This is a genomic window from Sphingobacterium sp. WOUb80 (genome assembly GCF_050058145.1).
GTDB lineage: Bacteria > Bacteroidota > Bacteroidia > Sphingobacteriales > Sphingobacteriaceae > Sphingobacterium.
The window spans coordinates 220,682-239,542 of the sequence record NZ_CP165617.1; the positions used below are offsets into that span (position 1 = coordinate 220,682).

Annotated in this window: 11 protein-coding genes; 10 read left to right on the plus strand and 1 reads right to left on the minus strand. The window is 42.4% G+C overall.

The genetic code is table 11. The annotated features are described in order from the left end of the window. Positions 1-12: 12 nt before the first annotated feature. From AB1Z56_RS00905 to AB1Z56_RS00915, 3 genes are all read left to right on the plus strand, one after another. Positions 13-1,125 (plus strand): hypothetical protein, encoded by a 1,113-nt coding sequence (locus tag AB1Z56_RS00905; protein WP_426790812.1) that lies wholly within the window; start codon positions 13-15, stop codon positions 1,123-1,125. Positions 1,126-1,201: 76 nt separating this feature from the next. Continuing rightward, positions 1,202-2,806: a glycoside hydrolase domain-containing protein gene (locus AB1Z56_RS00910; protein ID WP_426790813.1), complete on the plus strand. Its 1,605-nt coding sequence runs from the start codon at positions 1,202-1,204 to the stop codon at positions 2,804-2,806. A 66-nt stretch (positions 2,807-2,872) separates the two neighbouring features. Beyond that, positions 2,873-4,378, plus strand: coding sequence for a glycoside hydrolase family 32 protein (locus AB1Z56_RS00915; RefSeq protein WP_426790814.1), 1,506 nt, complete (start codon positions 2,873-2,875; stop codon positions 4,376-4,378). Positions 4,379-4,440: 62 nt separating this feature from the next. On the opposite strand, the gene AB1Z56_RS00920 is transcribed toward AB1Z56_RS00915, so the two are convergent. Continuing rightward, the gene (locus AB1Z56_RS00920; protein WP_426790815.1) at positions 4,441-5,586 is read right to left on the minus strand and encodes an alginate lyase family protein; all 1,146 of its coding nucleotides are present in this window, start codon (positions 5,584-5,586) and stop codon (positions 4,441-4,443) included. Positions 5,587-5,742: 156 nt separating this feature from the next. Here AB1Z56_RS00920 and AB1Z56_RS00925 point away from each other — a divergent pair, with 156 nt between their 5' ends. The 7 genes from AB1Z56_RS00925 (at position 5,743) to AB1Z56_RS00955 (ending at position 18,806) form a co-directional block, all read left to right on the plus strand. Continuing rightward, the gene (locus AB1Z56_RS00925) at positions 5,743-6,342 is read left to right on the plus strand and encodes an RNA polymerase sigma-70 factor (protein ID WP_309364908.1); all 600 of its coding nucleotides are present in this window, start codon (positions 5,743-5,745) and stop codon (positions 6,340-6,342) included. 63 nt (positions 6,343-6,405) lie between these two features. Then, positions 6,406-7,668, plus strand: a complete 1,263-nt coding sequence (locus tag AB1Z56_RS00930; protein WP_426790816.1) for a FecR family protein — start codon at positions 6,406-6,408, stop codon at positions 7,666-7,668. 249 nt (positions 7,669-7,917) lie between these two features. Further along, positions 7,918-11,421 carry a SusC/RagA family TonB-linked outer membrane protein gene (locus AB1Z56_RS00935; RefSeq protein WP_426790817.1) on the plus strand — a complete coding sequence of 1,168 codons (3,504 nt, stop codon included), beginning with the start codon at positions 7,918-7,920 and terminating at the stop codon, positions 11,419-11,421. A gap of 23 nt (positions 11,422-11,444) precedes the next feature. Continuing rightward, positions 11,445-13,202, plus strand: coding sequence for a RagB/SusD family nutrient uptake outer membrane protein (locus AB1Z56_RS00940; protein ID WP_426790818.1), 1,758 nt, complete (start codon positions 11,445-11,447; stop codon positions 13,200-13,202). Between the two features lie 71 nt (positions 13,203-13,273). Then, positions 13,274-15,916, plus strand: a complete 2,643-nt coding sequence (locus AB1Z56_RS00945; RefSeq protein ID WP_426790819.1) for an alpha-L-fucosidase — start codon at positions 13,274-13,276, stop codon at positions 15,914-15,916. A gap of 29 nt (positions 15,917-15,945) precedes the next feature. Continuing rightward, positions 15,946-16,911: an SGNH/GDSL hydrolase family protein gene (locus AB1Z56_RS00950; RefSeq protein WP_426790820.1), complete on the plus strand. Its 966-nt coding sequence runs from the start codon at positions 15,946-15,948 to the stop codon at positions 16,909-16,911. Positions 16,912-16,964: 53 nt separating this feature from the next. Further along, positions 16,965-18,806 carry an alpha-L-fucosidase gene (locus tag AB1Z56_RS00955; RefSeq protein ID WP_426790821.1) on the plus strand — a complete coding sequence of 614 codons (1,842 nt, stop codon included), beginning with the start codon at positions 16,965-16,967 and terminating at the stop codon, positions 18,804-18,806. The last annotated feature ends 55 nt before the right edge of the window (positions 18,807-18,861 follow it).

Sequence of the window (18,861 nt, forward strand, 5' to 3'; positions counted from 1 at the left end):
CCAATTATTCCAATGAACACATTAAACAATTATATAAAAGTAGGGATTACTATCCTGCTTATTGGGCTTCTCGCTGCCTGCAAGCGTGATGCCGATAGTACATTCAATTTGAGCGCAGATGTCGATGTACTTTCTTTCAAGGTCGGAAATACTGTTGGGAAAGTAGATCAGGCAAAAGGTACCATTCTTGTTATGGTTCCTGAAGGTACAGATCTTTCGGCGGTGGCTCCGACAATTGAATTGCCCAGCAATGCCAAGGTTTCTCCAGCTTCAGGCATCGCCCAGAATTTTTCATTTTCTGGTACAACACCGATTACTTACCGCGTGTTTAATGGTAATCTATTTAATACCTACCAAGTAACCGTCAAAGAAATCAAAGCGGAAATAACAGCATTCCGCATCGGAGAAAAAGCAGGGATCATTGATCAGAAAAATAAAAGCATTAAAATTTACCTACCCCTGGGGACAGACCTGAAGAACCTGTCACCTGCGATAGAATTTACAGCCGGAGCGAGCATAACGCCCAATCAGAGTGCGCCCGTGGATTTAAGTTCCCCAATAAAATACAGCCTTGCTTATATGGGGCAAGTTTTCCAATACACCGTAACTGCCCTATTGGGTACAGAACCTAAACAAATCCTTATGATTTATAATGGTGAAACCAGCGTTCCACATTTCGACGGGCTAGGGGTGAGTACGGTAGATTCGCCTTATCCCAATCCGAAAACCACTGGAATTAATGCAACACCTTTCTGTGCGTCGTTTGTCCGAGACAATAAAACTGGTGAAGGCTGGCACGGTGGAGCACTCTGGAATGCAAATAAAGTAACTATCAATCCGGCAGAATACGGGCGTTTCTCGATGATGGTATTGAAAGATGTTGCTGGTGATGTGCAATTGGAAATTCAATCGGATGGTGAACAGAATAAGGATTGGTTGCGTGCCAATTATTCGAAAGATCATATCGGTGAGTGGCAAGAATTGGTTTTTCAGATTCCTGCCGGCAGAAAAGCTATCATTAACAATATACTTGTGATGCCGCATGAACATCCTAATGGACAGCCCGTGGCATTTCCTACCCAACGCATGTATTGGGACGAATTGAAAGCATTACCTAAAGAATAATCGAATACAAGTAAAACAAGCTATTATAAAAATAAGCGATGATAGACAATAAGGGATTAATAGAAAGATTTAAATCATGAGACTAAAAATATATTTGCTTCCGACAGTATTCTTACTCAGCTTGTTGACAAGTTGCAAGAATAGCGACGAGAGTTCGACAGGGGGAGATAAGCCCTTAGCAATACAGCCTGTGGACAGTTCTGCGGCTTGTATTTCGGGGCAGGAGGCTGGCCCCTATCGAAGGTTCTATAGGCCCCAGCAGGGTTTCGTAGGTGATCCCATGCCTTACTACAATGCCAGCGATAAAAAGTTCTACTTGTTTTATCTCTATGAAAATGCCAACAGACACCCAATTTATAGCACGCGAACAAGTGATTTTGGAACATTTGAGGGCTATACCGAAGTATTGTCGTCGGGCGCTGTGGAGAGTCAGGATGAATGGATCGGAACAGGAAGTTTTATTAAAAAAGGAACATTGTATTACTGTTTCTATACAGGTCATAACAGTGTTTTTACTCCAGCAGAAAAGATCATGTTGGCGACGTCCACTGATTTAATGAATTGGACTAAGCAACCAGCTATGGCACTGCAGGCTGCAGCGGGCTATGATCGAAATAATTTTCGGGATCCACAGGTTTATTGGGATGAAGGCCGAAATGCCTACGTCATGCTAGTCACGACGCGAAAAGACGGAAAAGGAGCGCTGGCACGTTATCAGTCAACCGATTTAAGCAGTTGGTCTGAGATTGAACCGCTCGTTGCTACCATAGGGACAGTGGAAAAATATGGCATCGAAACAGATGCTGAACTATTGGAATGCCCGGATCTATTTAAACTGGGCAATAAATGGTATCTCTTGTTTTCGCGGATCAACCGGGATGAACATCGCAAGACATTTTATCGTGTTGCGGATTCTCCGGACGGCCCCTGGACGATCTGTCGGGATAACGAAGGACATCATGAAACTTTTGACGGACGCTATCTCTATGCGGGCAAAACGGCTAGCGATGGTACGATACGTTATCTTTCGGGATGGTGTTCTACTGGGCAAACCGTAAATAATAACAACGAACTGCCCTGGGCTGGAAATTTAATTTCACACCAGTTGGTTCAGGGAGCTTCAGGACGTTTATATCCTAAAATTCCGGAAGCCCTAAACAGTAAATTCAATAAGGAAGTCGCCTTTGAAAAACTGAGCAATGTTGGTCAAGTTTCCGAATTGAATAAATCCTATAGTTTGACAGCGCAACCGGGCGGAAGAAGTTATGCACAATTTAACCGGAACACTTCATCCGTTAAAATGACAATGACCATTGATGCTTCCCAATCCAGTCAATTTGGTTTTTCATTTGGCGCATGTGATGATCCGACCGAAGTGTATAGCATTGCTTTTGATCTGACTTCATCCAATCGTTGGAATATGCCGGCACTGTTTATGAACAAGGAGGCACGCGATGGCGGAGGAAGTAAAACAGAGCTCAATTTTACGCCACTTACAGTACCGACCAACCGGATTTTTAACGTGAAAATTATTATTGAAAAATCGATTGGTATCGTATATGTGAATGATTGTGTTGCTTTTACCAACCGGATCTATAAAATGGATCAAAACCCTTGGACTATTTTCGCGGATCAAGGAACAGTAAAAGTGAATGAGTTGAAAATCGAAAAATCTTCCTGACAATTTATAGGATATTTGCTTAGTGGAGCAAACAATAACCTAATTAGAAATGTAAACAAAAGAACAATGATAAGATTAAAGAAATACGGTGTTTTAATGCTCCTGCTAGGTGTTTTTGGTACAAGTCTGGCACAGACGGGACAGCATAAACAAGGGGATCCGGAAGAGAAGTATCGCCCACTTTACCATTTTACCCCACAGCAGGGCTGGATGAACGATCCCAATGGACTGGTCTATTTGAACGGTAATTATCATCTTTTTTTTCAGCATAATCCCGAAAAGCCCGTTTGGGGGCCTATGCATTGGGGTCATGCGATCAGTAAAGATTTGATTCATTGGGACGAGCGGAAGATCGCATTGTACCCCGACAGTTTAGGAACTATTTTCTCTGGTAGCGCAGTGATCGATAAAGACAACACGGCAGGTTTTGGAAAAGGTGCTATGGTTGCCATTTTTACCCATCACAATCATCAGGAAGAGGATCGAAAAACAGGATTGCATCAAAATCAAAGTTTGGCTTATAGTTTGGACCAGGGCCTTACTTGGACAAAGTATAAAGGAAATCCAGTTTTGCCGAATCCTGGTATATGGGATTTTAGAGATCCAAAGGTGATGTGGCATGCGCATAGCCAACGTTGGATTATGACCTTAGCTACCAAAGATTGTATTACTTTCTATTCTTCCAAAGATTTGAAAACATGGCAGAAAGAAAGTGAGTTTGGCAAAGAGTTGGGGGCTCATGGCGGTGTCTGGGAATGCCCTGATCTTATCCCCATGGACTATAAAGGAGCTATAAAATGGGTTTTGTTGGTCAGCATCAATCCAGGTGGACCCAACGGTGGTTCTGTAACACAATATTTTGTGGGTGACTTCGATGGGCATCAGTTCCGAACAGCGGATACTAACATAAAGTGGTTGGATTGGGGACCCGATAATTATGCCGGCGTAACTTGGAGTAATCTAGGGGATAGGCACCTGATGATTGGCTGGATGAGCAACTGGCAATATGCTAATGTGGTACCCACTACAAAATGGCGTTCTTCCTCAACCATACCCCGTGTTTTATCGTTGGATAAAATTGGACAGTCGTTCTATGTTGCAAGTACGGCACCCAAAGAAATTGAAACTGCATTCCGACCGCTTAAAAAATACCATGGCGGCGGAACGAAGGAAGTTTCGTTCGGGCAACATCTCCCGCAAGCGTACCGTTTGGACCTCAGAGATTTGAAGCAGCAGTCTTTTAAAGTGATCCTATCAAATGAATCTGGTGACGAATTGGTTATTGGTTATCGAGAAGACCAAAATGCATATTACATCGACCGCTCTAAGTCCGGTGAAGTGTCGTTTAATGAGGAATTCCCAAAGATAGCTTCAGCACAACGCCTGCTGAACAACGGAACGCTCTCTTTCAGCTTGTATGTTGATGTGAGCTCTGTGGAGCTTTTTGCGGATCGAGGACTAACGGTAATGACCAGTTTATTTTTTCCGAACAGGCCGATAACCAAGCTGCGTATCGTTGGGGATAAAAAGTTGGAGTTTCAGGAAATCGGTATTTCTGCATTTAAGAGATAAAACCCAAATTTACACGATTAAAGCGATCCCCGTTTTCACGAGGGATCGCTTTATGGTTTACACTATTCCATATTGGTCTGATTTAAATGTACAGGCATTAGGGTGGGAAAAGTCCATGCAAAATGATTTTTCCTGTAGACAATAGGACGATACATCAAGAGGTAAGAATCAAATTGGTGAGTTTTATAAATATCCTTCATGGCTTCCAATAGATTGGACGGCCAGACACCCGCTGCCAGGTTCAGCGTATCGACATCAGGATTGTAAAACCAGGGCCATTCTGTTGGATGTTGATTGTAATAGTATAGATATTCAATGGCCTTTCTGACCGATTTTCCGGCTTTCGAGACCGTAAATAGGTTTTCCCCTGTTGCATTGTATATACACCACATGGAAGCTGTCAGTGGAGCTAGCGAGAAGTATGTATACCATAAACCTTTCTCTTCCCGCTTTACTTCTTCAATAAGATGACCATCCGCTGCGATCTTTTCAAAAAGATCATTCTTAATCAGTGCTATTGTAAAAGAAAGTTCCTTTTGGTCATCAAGAAAATTTGCCGAAAGTAAATTTGCAAACCTTGCCCAATCAGCAATATTATTTGGTCTTTCACGTAAGAAATGTGTCGCTTTTTGATAGACGTTGATCGTCCAGTTTTTAAACTGATTAAGATCGTTCTCTGCCCAGAACGGATCGTTTTTAAGAAGTTCAGCCGCAATCATTAATCCGGCACCTGCATAAGAAAGAACAACTGGCCCGTCAAACCGGGAATATTTTTTATTGATGGTGGCCCAAGCATTCATGAAGTATAGGGCTTTTTGTACATATTTCTTTTCCCCGTTCAACGTATAGGCGAGGGCCGTGCAATAAGCGGCAAAAGCATCTGCATGGAGTTTTTTTGCCATTGCACGTTGGCCTTCTTTATCGCTATAAAAGCCAGGGACGCTAAAATCTTCGACAGCATGGTGATCAGTTAATAAAAGAGAATCAGCTAGCGTAATCAATTGCTTGTACGCAGTATATACTGGTTCGGATTTTTTGCTGATCTGTGATTTTACAAAGCTGATCTGTGAAGTCGGGTGCATAAGGGATTGGGCATGGCAGTGAGAAGAAGCTGTAATAAAATAGATCAGACTCAAAGTTAACCCTATTTTAATAAATTGAACCGTCGAGCGGCTGACCGTCCGAAAATAAGATCTAAAATTTTGCATGGTTTTAAATGGATATGTTTATCAATTGATTTCGCAGCTATGGGGGGACTAGCTCCTGCAAATTAAGAAAAAAATACAATAAGTTTACTGGGCTTCAGAAATTTGATTTGAATTATTGCAGCGAAGTAACTAACTTCATGCCTAGAATAATCAATTATGGACATCGATCAAAATCTGCCTGAGAAAGAACTCTTGTGCCTACTCCATCATGGAGATATGCAGGCGTTTGATATTTTGTACCATCGCTATAGCCAAATTATTTACGCCAATATTCTTAAGTTTCTGAAAGATGAAACCACCGCTGAAGACTTACTTCAGGACGTTTTTCTACGTATCTGGGAAAATAGATCGAAAATAGATCCCGAGCAATCTTTCGCCGCATTTCTGTTCACCTGCTCACGAAATATTACTTTTAATTTCAAGCGACGTCTGAAATTAGAGATGGAATCGGAGATCCATCTCGCTTATGGAGTAGTGGAATCGGAGAATACCATTGATAAAGTGCTGGATTCAAAGGAAGCTTTAGTCTTGGTCGAGGAATTACTGAGCAGATTACCCAAACAACGCCAAAAAATATTCAGGCTGTCCAAGTTGGAAGGCAAAAGCTATCAAGAGATTGCCGAAGAAATGGGGATTTCTATTGCTACAGTTCGCGATCATATTGTCAAAGCAAATAAGTTTATCCGAAGTGGCGCATTGCAGGATAGTGGATTTTCGTCATTGTTATTGGCATTGCTTCTCTATTCGACTAAATAAAAAAAAATTTCTGGAGCAGACCTTTATTTCACGCTGTGTGTATTTACTTTAAAATACAGTTCAGTGGAGACCAATAAATCTAAAATAGACCAATTACTTCAAAAATATAAAGAAGGGAACTGTTCGCTCGAGGAGATCGAATGGATACAGCATGCGCTTTCTACTACTGACACCAGTGATCAGGATGCTATCGATCGGGCTATAATCGCTAGTTTACTACAACCTTCGTCTGTAAGTAAAATGAACGAATCGAGATTGAAAATAATGCTCGAAACCATCAAAAAGCAAATCCAGCAAGGAAAAGATAACTTATTGGAAAAAGGAGCGGAAGATAATATGCCGATCCAGAAGAAAACCATTCTCTCAATACGATGGCCCTATTGGGCTGCTGCCGCTTGTCTATTGCTCTTTGTTTTTTCAATGGTATTTTGGCAGCAGCAGACGAGCCTTGTCCAGGAGGACAGGAACCTGGTTGGACTGAATGATACAAAGGGCGATGCTGTAAAGCCTGGCGGAACCAGTGCCACGCTTCGCTTGGCAGATGGTACACTTTTGGAACTCGATAAGCAGGCGTCGGGTATTGTGATGGGGGAAAGTATTACCTATCAAAATGGACAATCTATTGCTGATGGTTTAAGTAAACAAAGCCGGAAAGTAGATCCAAGCAAGGTTACGTTGGAGTTGACCACACCGCTTGGGGGGATGTATCAAATTACTTTACCTGACGGCACAAAAGTATGGCTTAATGCTGCCTCTTCTCTAAAATATCCGATGAGCTTTGCCAAAAATGAACGAAAAGTTATCCTGTTGGGAGAGGCCTTTTTCGAGGTGAGCAAAGATAGCTCCAGACCTTTCAAAGTGCTCAGTAAAGGACAGGAAATTGAGGTGCTTGGGACAGCATTCAATGTGAATGCTTATCCGGAAAATACGGCGATTAAGACGACCTTAATCAAAGGGAAGGTCAAATTATCAAACGATAATCACGCTTCACAGGCAATATACCTTCGACCTGGTCAGCAATCGATTAATACCAATAATGGAAATATACAAGTTGCAAATGTAGATACAGAGCCGTTCACGGCCTGGAAAGATGGCTTGTTTTATTTTGACGAAACACCGGTGTCGGATGCACTGCAGCAGATTGGTCGCTGGTATAATGTAGAAGTGAGGTATAAGGGCGAAGCGGCACAAACACATTTCTATGGTCGTATCAAACGAAACAAGCCACTCCGTGAAGTACTCGATGTATTGGAAGAAGGTGGGCTGCATTTTGAGCTGAGCAGAAGTCAGGAAAAAAATATCTTACTGGTGACACCATTGCAATAAAACCTTAAATATTGATGAAAAAAGAAATGATCATAGACTCCTCTTAACCTGGAGAAAGGTATAGGCAAGACAAAAAGGGCAGTGCTGGGGGGCACTGCCTTAAATTGGATGCATATACTTACAAGTGTTGCCCGAGGGCAAATTTTTGATAACCATTTATAAATAACATACAAACCGTACAAACATATGATTTTTTATCCATTTGTTAGGCTACACCCGTGGAGTTTAACTTTACGAAGTATACTGATTATGAAATTAATCGTACTCATTTCTTTACTGACTGCGATGCAACTGTTTGCAGAAGGAAATGCGCAGACCATAAACTTAACCGCAAAGCATGTGACCTTAAACCAGGTGATGCGTGATCTCCAAAAACAGAGTGGTGTCAATTTTTTCTTGAATGGCAAGTCGCTGGCACAGACTCGCTTGTCAGTCAATATACAGCATGCTAAATTGGAAGATGCATTAAATGCTATCGTGATACCCTTGAATTTGGAGTGGATTAAAAAAGATGAGGTGGTCGTGATAAAACCTAAAAGAAATTCACTAATTGCTGAACACAAAGAAGTCCTGCAGCGGAGCATCGGCGGTAAAGTCGTCAATGGAAAAGGGCAGACCCTTGTAGGAACGACCGTTACCGTGAAAGGAACTAATATCTCCACGGTGACAGATCAAGATGGGAGATTTACCATCCAGTTGCCTGCCGAGAACGGGACCTTGGTATTTTCGAATGTAGGCTACCAAGGTTTAGAAAAAAATGTCAGTGGCAACGAAGAATTGAATATTGTGCTTCAAGAGGTGGTAAGTGGTCTGGATGAGGTAGTTGTCGTGGGCTATGGTAGCCAGAAACGAGCCAATGTGATTGGTGCGGTATCAACTGTGAGCGGAAGCTCATTGGAAAATCGGTCCACCTCTACGTTAACATCTTCTTTAGCAGGGCTTGCAGCAGGAGTTAATGTGCAGACCTCAACGGGAAAACCTGGAGCTGATGGCGCTAATATACTTATCCGTGGAAAGGGAACCTTGAACAATACATCACCTTTAGTCGTCATCGATGGTATCGTAGGATCTATGGATGCAGTAAATCCCAATGATGTGGAATCAATTTCTATTCTAAAAGATGCTGCAACAGCAGCAATTTATGGCTCTTTAGGCTCCAATGGTGTTATTCTAATTACAACTAAAAAGGGCGCCAAAGGGAAAAATAATGTCTCCTATACAGGAATGGTCTCTATGCTTCGACCTAATAATGTGCCCGAATTTATTACTGATTATGCGCAGCATATGCGCCTAGTCAATGAAGGATTTAAAAATTTGGGACGGGCAGCTGTGTATACCGATGCGACAATCAATCTTTGGGAAGAAGCAAAGAAAAATCCAACAGGGCTAACCGAATTTGGTATTCCAAATGAGGTCGCTTATCCAAATACCAATTGGGGCGATGTACTTTTTGGACAACGGAAGCTTTTACAAAATCACAATCTGTCCTTAAATGGTGGCAACGAGAATACGCAATACCTCTTTTCAGTAGGATATTTCAACAATCCAGGTACGATGCCTGAAACTGGAGCGGATAAGATACGTATGCGTATCAATTTGCAATCGAAAGTTGCTAAGTTTTTGACCGTAGGAACGCAGACCTTTGGTGATCTGCAAAACTTGAGCGTAGCCGATGTTGCTACCGCATATTCCTACCAAACCCAAACTGTACCTGGTGTTTATCCTTATTATAATGGAGCTTATGGTTTTCCAGCTGCTGCCGAAGAGTCCGCCACAGCAAATAATGCATTGGCTTTTCTCAATGGGATGGGCGGAAAGAACCAGGTCAATCGATTCAATACGACAATTTTTGCGAAATTAAATCTGATGAAGGGGCTGGAGTTTGAGTCAAAGGTAAATTACAATTATGCGTATACCGAGACCAATTCCCATCAGGTGCCTTATGAAAAATGGAATTTCGCAACGAACAAATTGAGTACAGCAGCACTATCTTCGGGGCAAATAACAACCCAATATGGATTGACTAAGAGCTACAATGTGATCATTGATAATGTATTGCGCTACTCAGGTTCTTTTGGTAAACATGATGTGGGCGGAATTTTAGGTTATAATGAGCAATACTTCAACCAGTATAATATTGGTGCGGCCAAACTTGGTCTTGTGCATCCCGATTTAACAACGTTTAACTCCGCGACGACGATGAGTTCCATCACCGGTGATGAGCTTGATTATGGATTGCGTTCCTTTTTCGGTAGAGCCAATTACGCTTATGCGAATAAATATCTAGCTGAAGCAGTTGTACGTTACGATGGATCTTCACGATTTGGAACCGCCAAACGCTGGGGCTTCTTTCCCGCATTCTCCGCAGGATGGCGTATTTCGGAGGAATCATTTATGACGCCACTTAAATCATTTCTGAATGATTTGCGAATAAGGGCCTCCTGGGGGAAAACCGGAAATAATGCCTCTCCGGGTAATTACGATCACCTTCCTGCGTATGGCACTGTCAACTACTCATTCAATAATCAGGCTGTTCGTGGTTTAGCACAAACTAAATTGGGCAACGATCTGCTGCACTGGGAAACCACCACCACCACAAATGTGGGCTTTACAGCTACAGCCTTGAAAAATAAATTGACAGTCGAATTTGATGCCTATCGCGCTTATACGGATGGCATCCTTTACGTTCCAACTATTCCAGCGACAACAGGAACCGCTACCGCAGCAACGATGAATATCGCCGAAGTCAGTAAACGTGGACTTGAACTGACCTTGGGGTACCAAGATAAGATCAATGAATTTAAATTCGGCATATCAGCCAATTTTGCCTACAATACCAATCGGGTAGAGAAATATAAAGGTGCACTATCAGAAGGCTATGTAACAGATGCTGCTGGTAATCGTGTTTATCAGTCCAATATTGGTATGGTGTCTACTGGTGTCAACCAACGGATTATCGAAGGGCACGAAATCAATGAATTCTATTTGTACAATGTGTATAAGGGTTCGGGAAATCACTTCTTGACCGATGGTTCTGTTGATAAAAACGGGGGACCGCGGGATGGTATGATCCGTACAGAACAGGATATGGACTGGCTGAAAGCAATGGTAGCCGCAGGCTATTCATTCCAGCCTGCCGACGGCATAGACCCTACCAAGATCTGGTATGGTGATTTGATTTATTCGGATATGAATGGCGATGGTATTTATGGGAATGTGTATGACCAAAGATTTATGGGTAAGAGAGAAACACCCGCTTTTAATTATGGGCTTAGTGTCAACATGGCTTATAAAGGGTTCGATGCCTCTATGATCTGGTCTGCGTCTTCAGGAATGTCTTATTATTGGAATGAACTTTATCTCAATTCATCCATCGTCGCGCAAGGTAAATCTGTTCCGGCTTTGGTAGCCAACAATCATTATTACTATAATGCAGCGAATCCCACAGACCCCAATAATCACACCGATGGGTATTATCCCCGTTTAAAAGCAGAGACAGATGCGCAGAATGGCCGGACAAGCGATTATTATTTGTATAATGCTTCTTTCGTGAAGTTGCGTAATCTCCAACTTGGTTATACACTTCCAGAAAGCTTGGTCCGCCGCCTCTCGATGGCTAAACTACGTATTTATTTGGCGGGTGAAAATCTGCTGACATGGACTAAATATCCGGGGCTAGATCCAGAAATTGGAACAACCGCCAATTATCCAACAATGCGTCAATACTCAGTGGGTCTAAATCTTACTTTTTAATCCGAATGATAAGAATGAAAAAGATGAAAAAAATTATAGCGATAGTATTGCTAACTAGTATAATAGGATGCAAAAAAGATCTTTTGGATACCTCGCCGTATTCATCGGTCTCCACCGCAACAATGTGGACAACAGATAATTTAACCGACCTGGGCGTTGCGGGAATTTATAGTTCGTTCAGGCTCCTGATGGGGCATAGTGGGCTGATCTCACCTTACGAGCTCTATCAATTTGACCGTTTCTCATATACAGGGCAGGCGCGTTTTGATGAACCCTTATTGACGGGAACAATTACCGCGGGAGATCCCTTATTTTTGAATGTTTGGAAGATTCAATATGAAGGAATTCAGCGTGCAAATGATGCGCTTAAGAATATTCCGATAAAATCTCCTTCAACAGCGGAAAAGAAAGCCAAATATATTGCTGAAGCTAAATTCTTACGCGCTTATTTTTACTTTAGACTTAACCAACTCTACAAGGGAGTGCCGATTTATCTTGAGCCTTTTACGGCGGCGGAGGCTATTAAAGGACGTAGTTCGGAAGAGGAAGTCTGGAATCAAATATTAGCTGACCTGAACGATTGTCTTGCCGAAACCAATTTCCCCGATCGTTACCCCGCAGGTAATGCAAACTATGGACATGCAACCAAAGCGGCGGCTTATGCCTTACGGGGTAAAGTTTATCTCTATCGAAAGGAATGGGCAAAAGCGGCGACTGATTTTCAAAAAGTAAAAGATGCTGGTCACTCACTTTTTGGTGATTATAAAGCACTATTTAAAGAAGCTAATGAGCAGTGTCCAGAAATGATTTTTTCTATTCAGCATCGGAGTGAGTCGGGATACGGAAATAACATGCAATTGTTTTGTGGCTGGCCCTCGGTGTATTCGCGGGGCTGGAATTACTATATGCCTTCACCTCATTTGGTAGATCTCTATGAAAATAGTGATGGATCCAAATTTGAGTGGGATAAAATAATTCCAGGATATGCAGACTTAACTGAAAATGAAAGAGAGGTTTTTTTTCTAAGGAACAACCTAACGGAAGCTGAGAAGGCAGCGGCGGTATTAAGGGGTGCAAAAATGAGCCTTTATCTGCCGCAAGGCAATGAGGAGCGCATCAAAAAAGCCTATGAAAATCGTGATCCACGTTTACAGGCAAATATTGTGACACCCTATTCCACTTTTAGGGGAGCGTATAATTTTACGAATGTGGAAAGTCTTCAGTTCATGCGCTGGCCATTTCGTGGGCAGGCACAGGTAGATGGCGATGTTCAGAGTGATACGCAGATTAATTTCTTCTATTTCTATCGAAAATTTGTCGCCGAAGGAGTCAATGAGATTGTGGATCGTAATTATGGCCCTATCGATTTCCCGATTTTTCGCTATGCTGATGTTTTATTGATGTGGGCCGAGGCCTTAAATGAAGATGGCAAACTAAATGAAGCTATAGCAAAAGTTAACGAAGTTCGCCAGCGTGCGGGTGTACCACTTTTAAATTCCAATGCTGCAACGGCTGTTGGTGGGAAGGAAGACTTACGCCTCCGTATTCGCAACGAACGTCGGGTGGAGTTCCCGAATGAAGGAATCAATTACTTTGACGAATTGCGTTGGGGGACCTGGAAAGAGACGGTGTTTCAAGCAGGCAATGGACGTAAGCAAGTCTGGGGGACAAATGTCGGGAATTATAGCTATAAAGGTGATTTCTTGACTGTATGGCCTATTCCGACCTCAGAAATACAGATGAACGTAAACCTGGTGCAAAACCCGGGTTGGATTGATTAGTTTTTGTGAAATAAGACCGGGGAGCAGGTTATCTGGGCCTTTCCCCGGTTGGGTATAAAATAAACCTAAACATGATTTTTTTTAGATATAACCTATATTTTATTTATTTTTTAACTTTTTTTTATCCTTATTGCCTACGTGCAGATACAACAGATTTTCTAAAAAGAGGGTTCGGTCTTGCCGAAAAGCAATATTCCTTGTTGTATAAAAATCATAAGGATCTGACAAAGTATCCGCGATCTGCAGATCCCAGTGGAAAAACAACGTTTACCGATATCCGAGATTGGACTGGTGGCTTTTGGCCGGGCTGTCTTTGGTATGTTTTTGAGTATACGGGGGATGATCAATGGCGTGATGCGGCATTAAAATGGACGAATTCCTTACGTCAAAATCAATTTAATACACATCACCATGATATTGGTTTTGTCATGAACTGCAGTTATGGCAATGCTTATCGATTGACTGGTGATACAGCATTCAAATCTATCTTGATCCAGAGTGCCAAATCTTTATTGACACGTTTCAATGCAAAGGTTGGAGCGATCAAGTCTTGGGATACATTTTCTTCTTGGGACAGTAAGCATAAATATGAATTCCCTGTCATTATCGACAATATGATGAATTTGGAGCTTCTTTTTTTGGCTTCCAAATTATCAGGTGATTCTGTCTATCGGAATGCCGCTATTCGACATGCAGAAACGACGTTAAAAAATCAATACCGACCAGATTACAGTTCTTATCACGTGGTTACCTATGACCCCAATACAGGTGCTGTATTGAGCAGGGAGACTGCACAGGGTTTTTCGGACAATTCCGCTTGGGCTAGAGGGCAAGCTTGGGGATTGTATGGATTTGTTGTGATGTACCGAGAAACGAAGGATCCTAAGTTTTTACAGGCTGCACTAAACATGGCGGACTTTTATGCACGGCATCCGCGTTTGCCTGAAGATGGGGTTCCCTTGTGGGACTTTGATGTCGATCAAGCGGGATTTATTCCAAACTGGGACTACCGAAAAGAAGATTTTAGCACTATTCCGCGTGATGCATCCGCTGCTGCTGTCACGGCATCGGCACTTTTGGAACTGGTTGAATATATGGAGCCGGGACAAGAGCAGGATTATTTGGATCTGGCTGAAAAGATTTTGCGATCATTAGGCTCGCCAAAGTACGCAAGTGAAGTTGGAGGAAATGGTCTGTTTATCTTAAAACATAGTGTGGGTAGTATTCCACATAAAGGAGAAATTGATGTGCCTTTGGTGTATGCAGACTATTATTATTTAGAAGCCTTAACGCGCTGGAACAAGCGAAGACATCGACTTGCGCAGCTGATGAAGGAATGGCAGGATATGAATAGACAGAAGGCACAGGCACTCACAGATTTTCAACAACAAAAATTTGGCCTATTTATCCATTGGGGGCTGTATGCAATCCCTGCGGGTATATGGAACGGACAGAAAATAGAAGATCTAGGAAGTCCTAGTGTCGCCGAATGGATTCAATTGGTCGCAAAAATTCCGCGGTCCACCTATGCCAAATTAGCAGACCAATTTTCGCCAGAATCTTTTGATGCCGATAACATTGTTAAAATGGCCAAGGATGCAGGAATGAAATATCTTGTTGTGACGAGTAAGCATCATGATGGATTTGCGTTATATGATTCAAAGGTCAGTTCATTCAATAGCATACAGGCTACGCCCTTTAAACGCGATATCATTCAGGAACTTTATGATGCCTGTCTTCGGCATAAACTCGATTTTGGCGTCTATTATTCACAGAATATCGATTGGAGGGATGGTAGCGACGCACAATATACGGTAACGAAGGCACAGCATGATCTTGCCTATACCAAAACTGACGCTTTCGGTGCCAATCTTTGGGATCCCAGTGAAAATTCTTTTCCTTCGTATCTCAACGAAAAAGCAATTCCCCAGGTAAAGGAAATTTTGACGCGATTCAAACAGCTGAAATATATCTGGTTTGATATGCCGGGACTGATGACTGCGGAACAAAGTTTTCGGTTTTATAAAACAGTTTATGATTGCAATCCACATGTTATTGTCTCCGAACGCATTGGCAATGGTATGGGCGATTATGCCATTCCGGGAGATAATCGGATTCCAGATCCTTCGGAACATTTTAACCAACCTTGGGAAGCTATCGGGACATTCAATCATTCCTGGGGCTATAAATCCTACGATCATGATTGGAAAAATGTAGACGAATTGCGCTATTGGCTTTTGGAGATTGTCAGTAAAGGTGGCAATTATATGCTCAATATTGGACCCGATGCACAGGGGAATATAGCTGCGCCGGTAAAAAATAATCTTGCTATATTAGGGAAATGGTTGCAACTCAATGGTGAAGCGATTTATGGGACATCCCCATGGATCACTGCGCATGAGGGACCTACAGTTATTCGGATAACGGATACCGAGCAACGGGAGAGAGAGGGATTTAGGGCATCTTTTACGGCTTCTGATTTTTGGTTTACCCAAAAGAATGGTTTTATATACGCCATGGCTCTCGTGTTGCCGCTGAATGGAATTGTGAATGTACGGACCCTGAACCAAAATAAAGCTAAAGTGAAATCAGTGGAAATCTTAGGGTTTGGTCAGGTCCATTTCCAGCAAGATGACTATGGATTGCAGTTGAAGTTACCCAAAAACATGCAAAATAGCAGCTTGGGGTATGCACTCAAAATAAAACTAGGCTAATTCGAATATTGGCCGAATCAATTATAACGATGTTGAATCTATTATTAACTACAAAAAAAATGCGCGTTTTGTCGCTCCTCTTCTGCTTAAGCTTATGGTATGTGCAAGCTGTTGGACAAAAACAGGACAATCAGTTTCCTTGGAATGAAGGAAAGAAGGTTCTTTTTTTAGGAAATAGCATTACCTATGCAGGGCAATATGTCGCCATGACCGAAAGTTTATTCCTGAGCAGTCATCCGAAAAAGAAACCTCAATTTATTAACTCGGGGCTACCAAGTGAGACCGTATCTGGACTTAGTGAGCCGAATCATGCTGAGGGAAAATTTCCACGCCCCTGTCTATTTGATCGACTGGACAATGTGCTTGATAAAATCAAACCTGAGGTGGTTTTCGTCTGTTATGGCATGAACGACGGAATCTATCTGCCTTTTGATTCCACGCGCTTTGAAGCCTACAAAAATGGAATTATACGCCTGCAAAAAAGACTTGCAAATCAGGGGGTCAAACGTATCATATGGATGACTCCTCCCGTTCAAGATGATTTGAAACTCCGGCTCAATGGATATAATAAGGTATTGGATCGCTATGCCGAATGGCTGATTAATTATGGTCAAAAACAATCCTGGGAAATCATTGACCTCCATTTTCCCATGCGTCGATATTTGGAGTCCGGTATCGAGAAAGATACTCAATTTAGGCTAGCGGCAGATGGTGTTCATCCCGGCGATTTGGGCCACTGGCTCATGGCTAGGGAAATTGTTAAGCATCTGATGCCGGACTTTTCAATTGAAAGCACCTGGGAAGACAATTTGCGCGATAAACCCAAACTCCGCCAGTTATATGCGCTTGTTTTAAAAAGGCAGACGATCATGAAAGACGCTTGGCTGACTTTTACAGGCCATAAACGACCCGGATTAGCCAAGGGCATTCCATTGGAAGATGCACTAAAGTCTTATGATGTCATGCAGGAGGAAATAAACAAACTGGGTTTCTGATGACCTGTGTTTAATCATTATTGCCAATGAACTTTTATGTATAAATCTATATCATGATGAAAATCAATTTTTTTAAGTGGAAATGTGCAGCAGCAGTGGGAATGTTGCTGTGTATGACCAATGCAGCTATTTCACAGACCAAGTCGCCACCTTATGAAGGAGTGGCTGGCTGGCAGGAGACACAAGATAAACGGATGGAATGGTTTAAGGAAGCCCGATTTGGACTCTTTATCCACTGGGGGCTTTACAGTGCTGCCGGAGGTTCTTTTGAAGGAAAACAATATCCACAGCATTATGCTGAATGGATTCAGACCTGGGGAAAGATTCCCAGCCAGAAATACGCAGAGGTCTTGAAACCTAAATTTACATTACGCTCTTTCGATCCGAAGTCCTGGGCGCAGCTCGCTAAAAAAACTGGAATGAAGTATATGGTATTGACCTCCCGCCACCACGAAGGCTTTAGCTTATTTAATAGCCAGCAACCCTACGCGCTGAAAAATGAGGTAACGGGTACGGCAAATTTATCGCCAAAAGGTCGGGATCTTTACCACGAAATTATGGATGCTTTCCGTCAGGAGGGAATGAAAGTAGGCGCTTATTATTCGCTTCTGGATTGGCAACATCCCGATTCTTATGAAGCCTTTCAGTTGAATCCGAATGTGGATAATCACCAGCCAGATCATGAACGCTATAAAGCCTATCTCTATGGCCAAATTAAAGAACTTGCACAAAATTACGGGCGGCTAGACATGTTGTGGCCAGATTTTAGTAGCAAACAGCACGAGGGCGAAGCATGGGGAACCAAACATATTTTGACAGATCTGATCAAATGGCAACCGAATATCATTATCAATAATCGATTCTGGAATGGACTCGAAAATAAGAATGGTGATATCGGAACGCCAGAGAAATATATTCCACCGACAGGTTTGCCAGGTATGTACTGGGAGGTAAGCCATACCATGAATGAAAGTTATGGCTATAGTGCTCATGATCAAAATTGGAAAAGCTTTCCCAAGATCATGCAATTATTTGTGGAAACGGTGAGTAAAGGGGGTAATTTCTTGTTAAATGTCGGGCCCGATGGAGATGGAGCTATTCCTGAACCCGCGGTGCGGATTATGGAGCAAATCGGGGAATGGATGAAGGTCAATGGCGAATCTATTTACGGTACCACCGCGAGCCCTTTTCAAGCCTTGGATTGGGGGTATTGTACCCAAAAAAATGGGAAGCTGTATCTGCATGTTTTTGATCGTCCGGCCGATGGAAAAATAAATCTGCCCATCAAAAATAAAGTGACGGCTGTCTACGCCCTAGCTTCACCTAAAATTAGGTTAAAATCCAATTTAGAAAACGGAAGACCAACAATTCCTGTCGATATCTTAGACAGTAAGAAAGGACCGAAGGTTATTGTGGTCGAAATCCAGGGAAAACCAATTGTTGAGGAAAGCCTGACCCAGACACAGGCAGATGGACGTATCGTGATGAACGCAAATAATGCAAAATTACAGGAAGGAAAGGGATTAAAAATTATTGGCGCGCATACCCATGATCCAAATCGCCCGAATGCCATAGGTCAGTGGAAAGACCTTGCGGATAAAGTTTTTTGGGATATCAAAATTCAAAAACCGGGTAAGTATCGTGTGCTCGTCAATTATTTAGCGAATAGCAAGCAGCATGGAAAAATTGTGCTCTCGATGCTCGGACAGCAGCTCCCATGGACATTCGTAGCTGAAAAAGAAACTAAATTTAAGGAAGTGGCTATGGGGACCATTGAGGTATCCCAGCAAGTAATTGGTGAGCCCAGTACGAAGGTGATTTTGCAGGCTACAGCCATCGAAGGCGATACTTTGCCTGAGATTGCTTCGATCACTTTGGTTCCGATTCAAGAATAAACTATCTTTAAGAAAACCCGAACAAATTATCGATACATAAACCATTTTGCCGTCA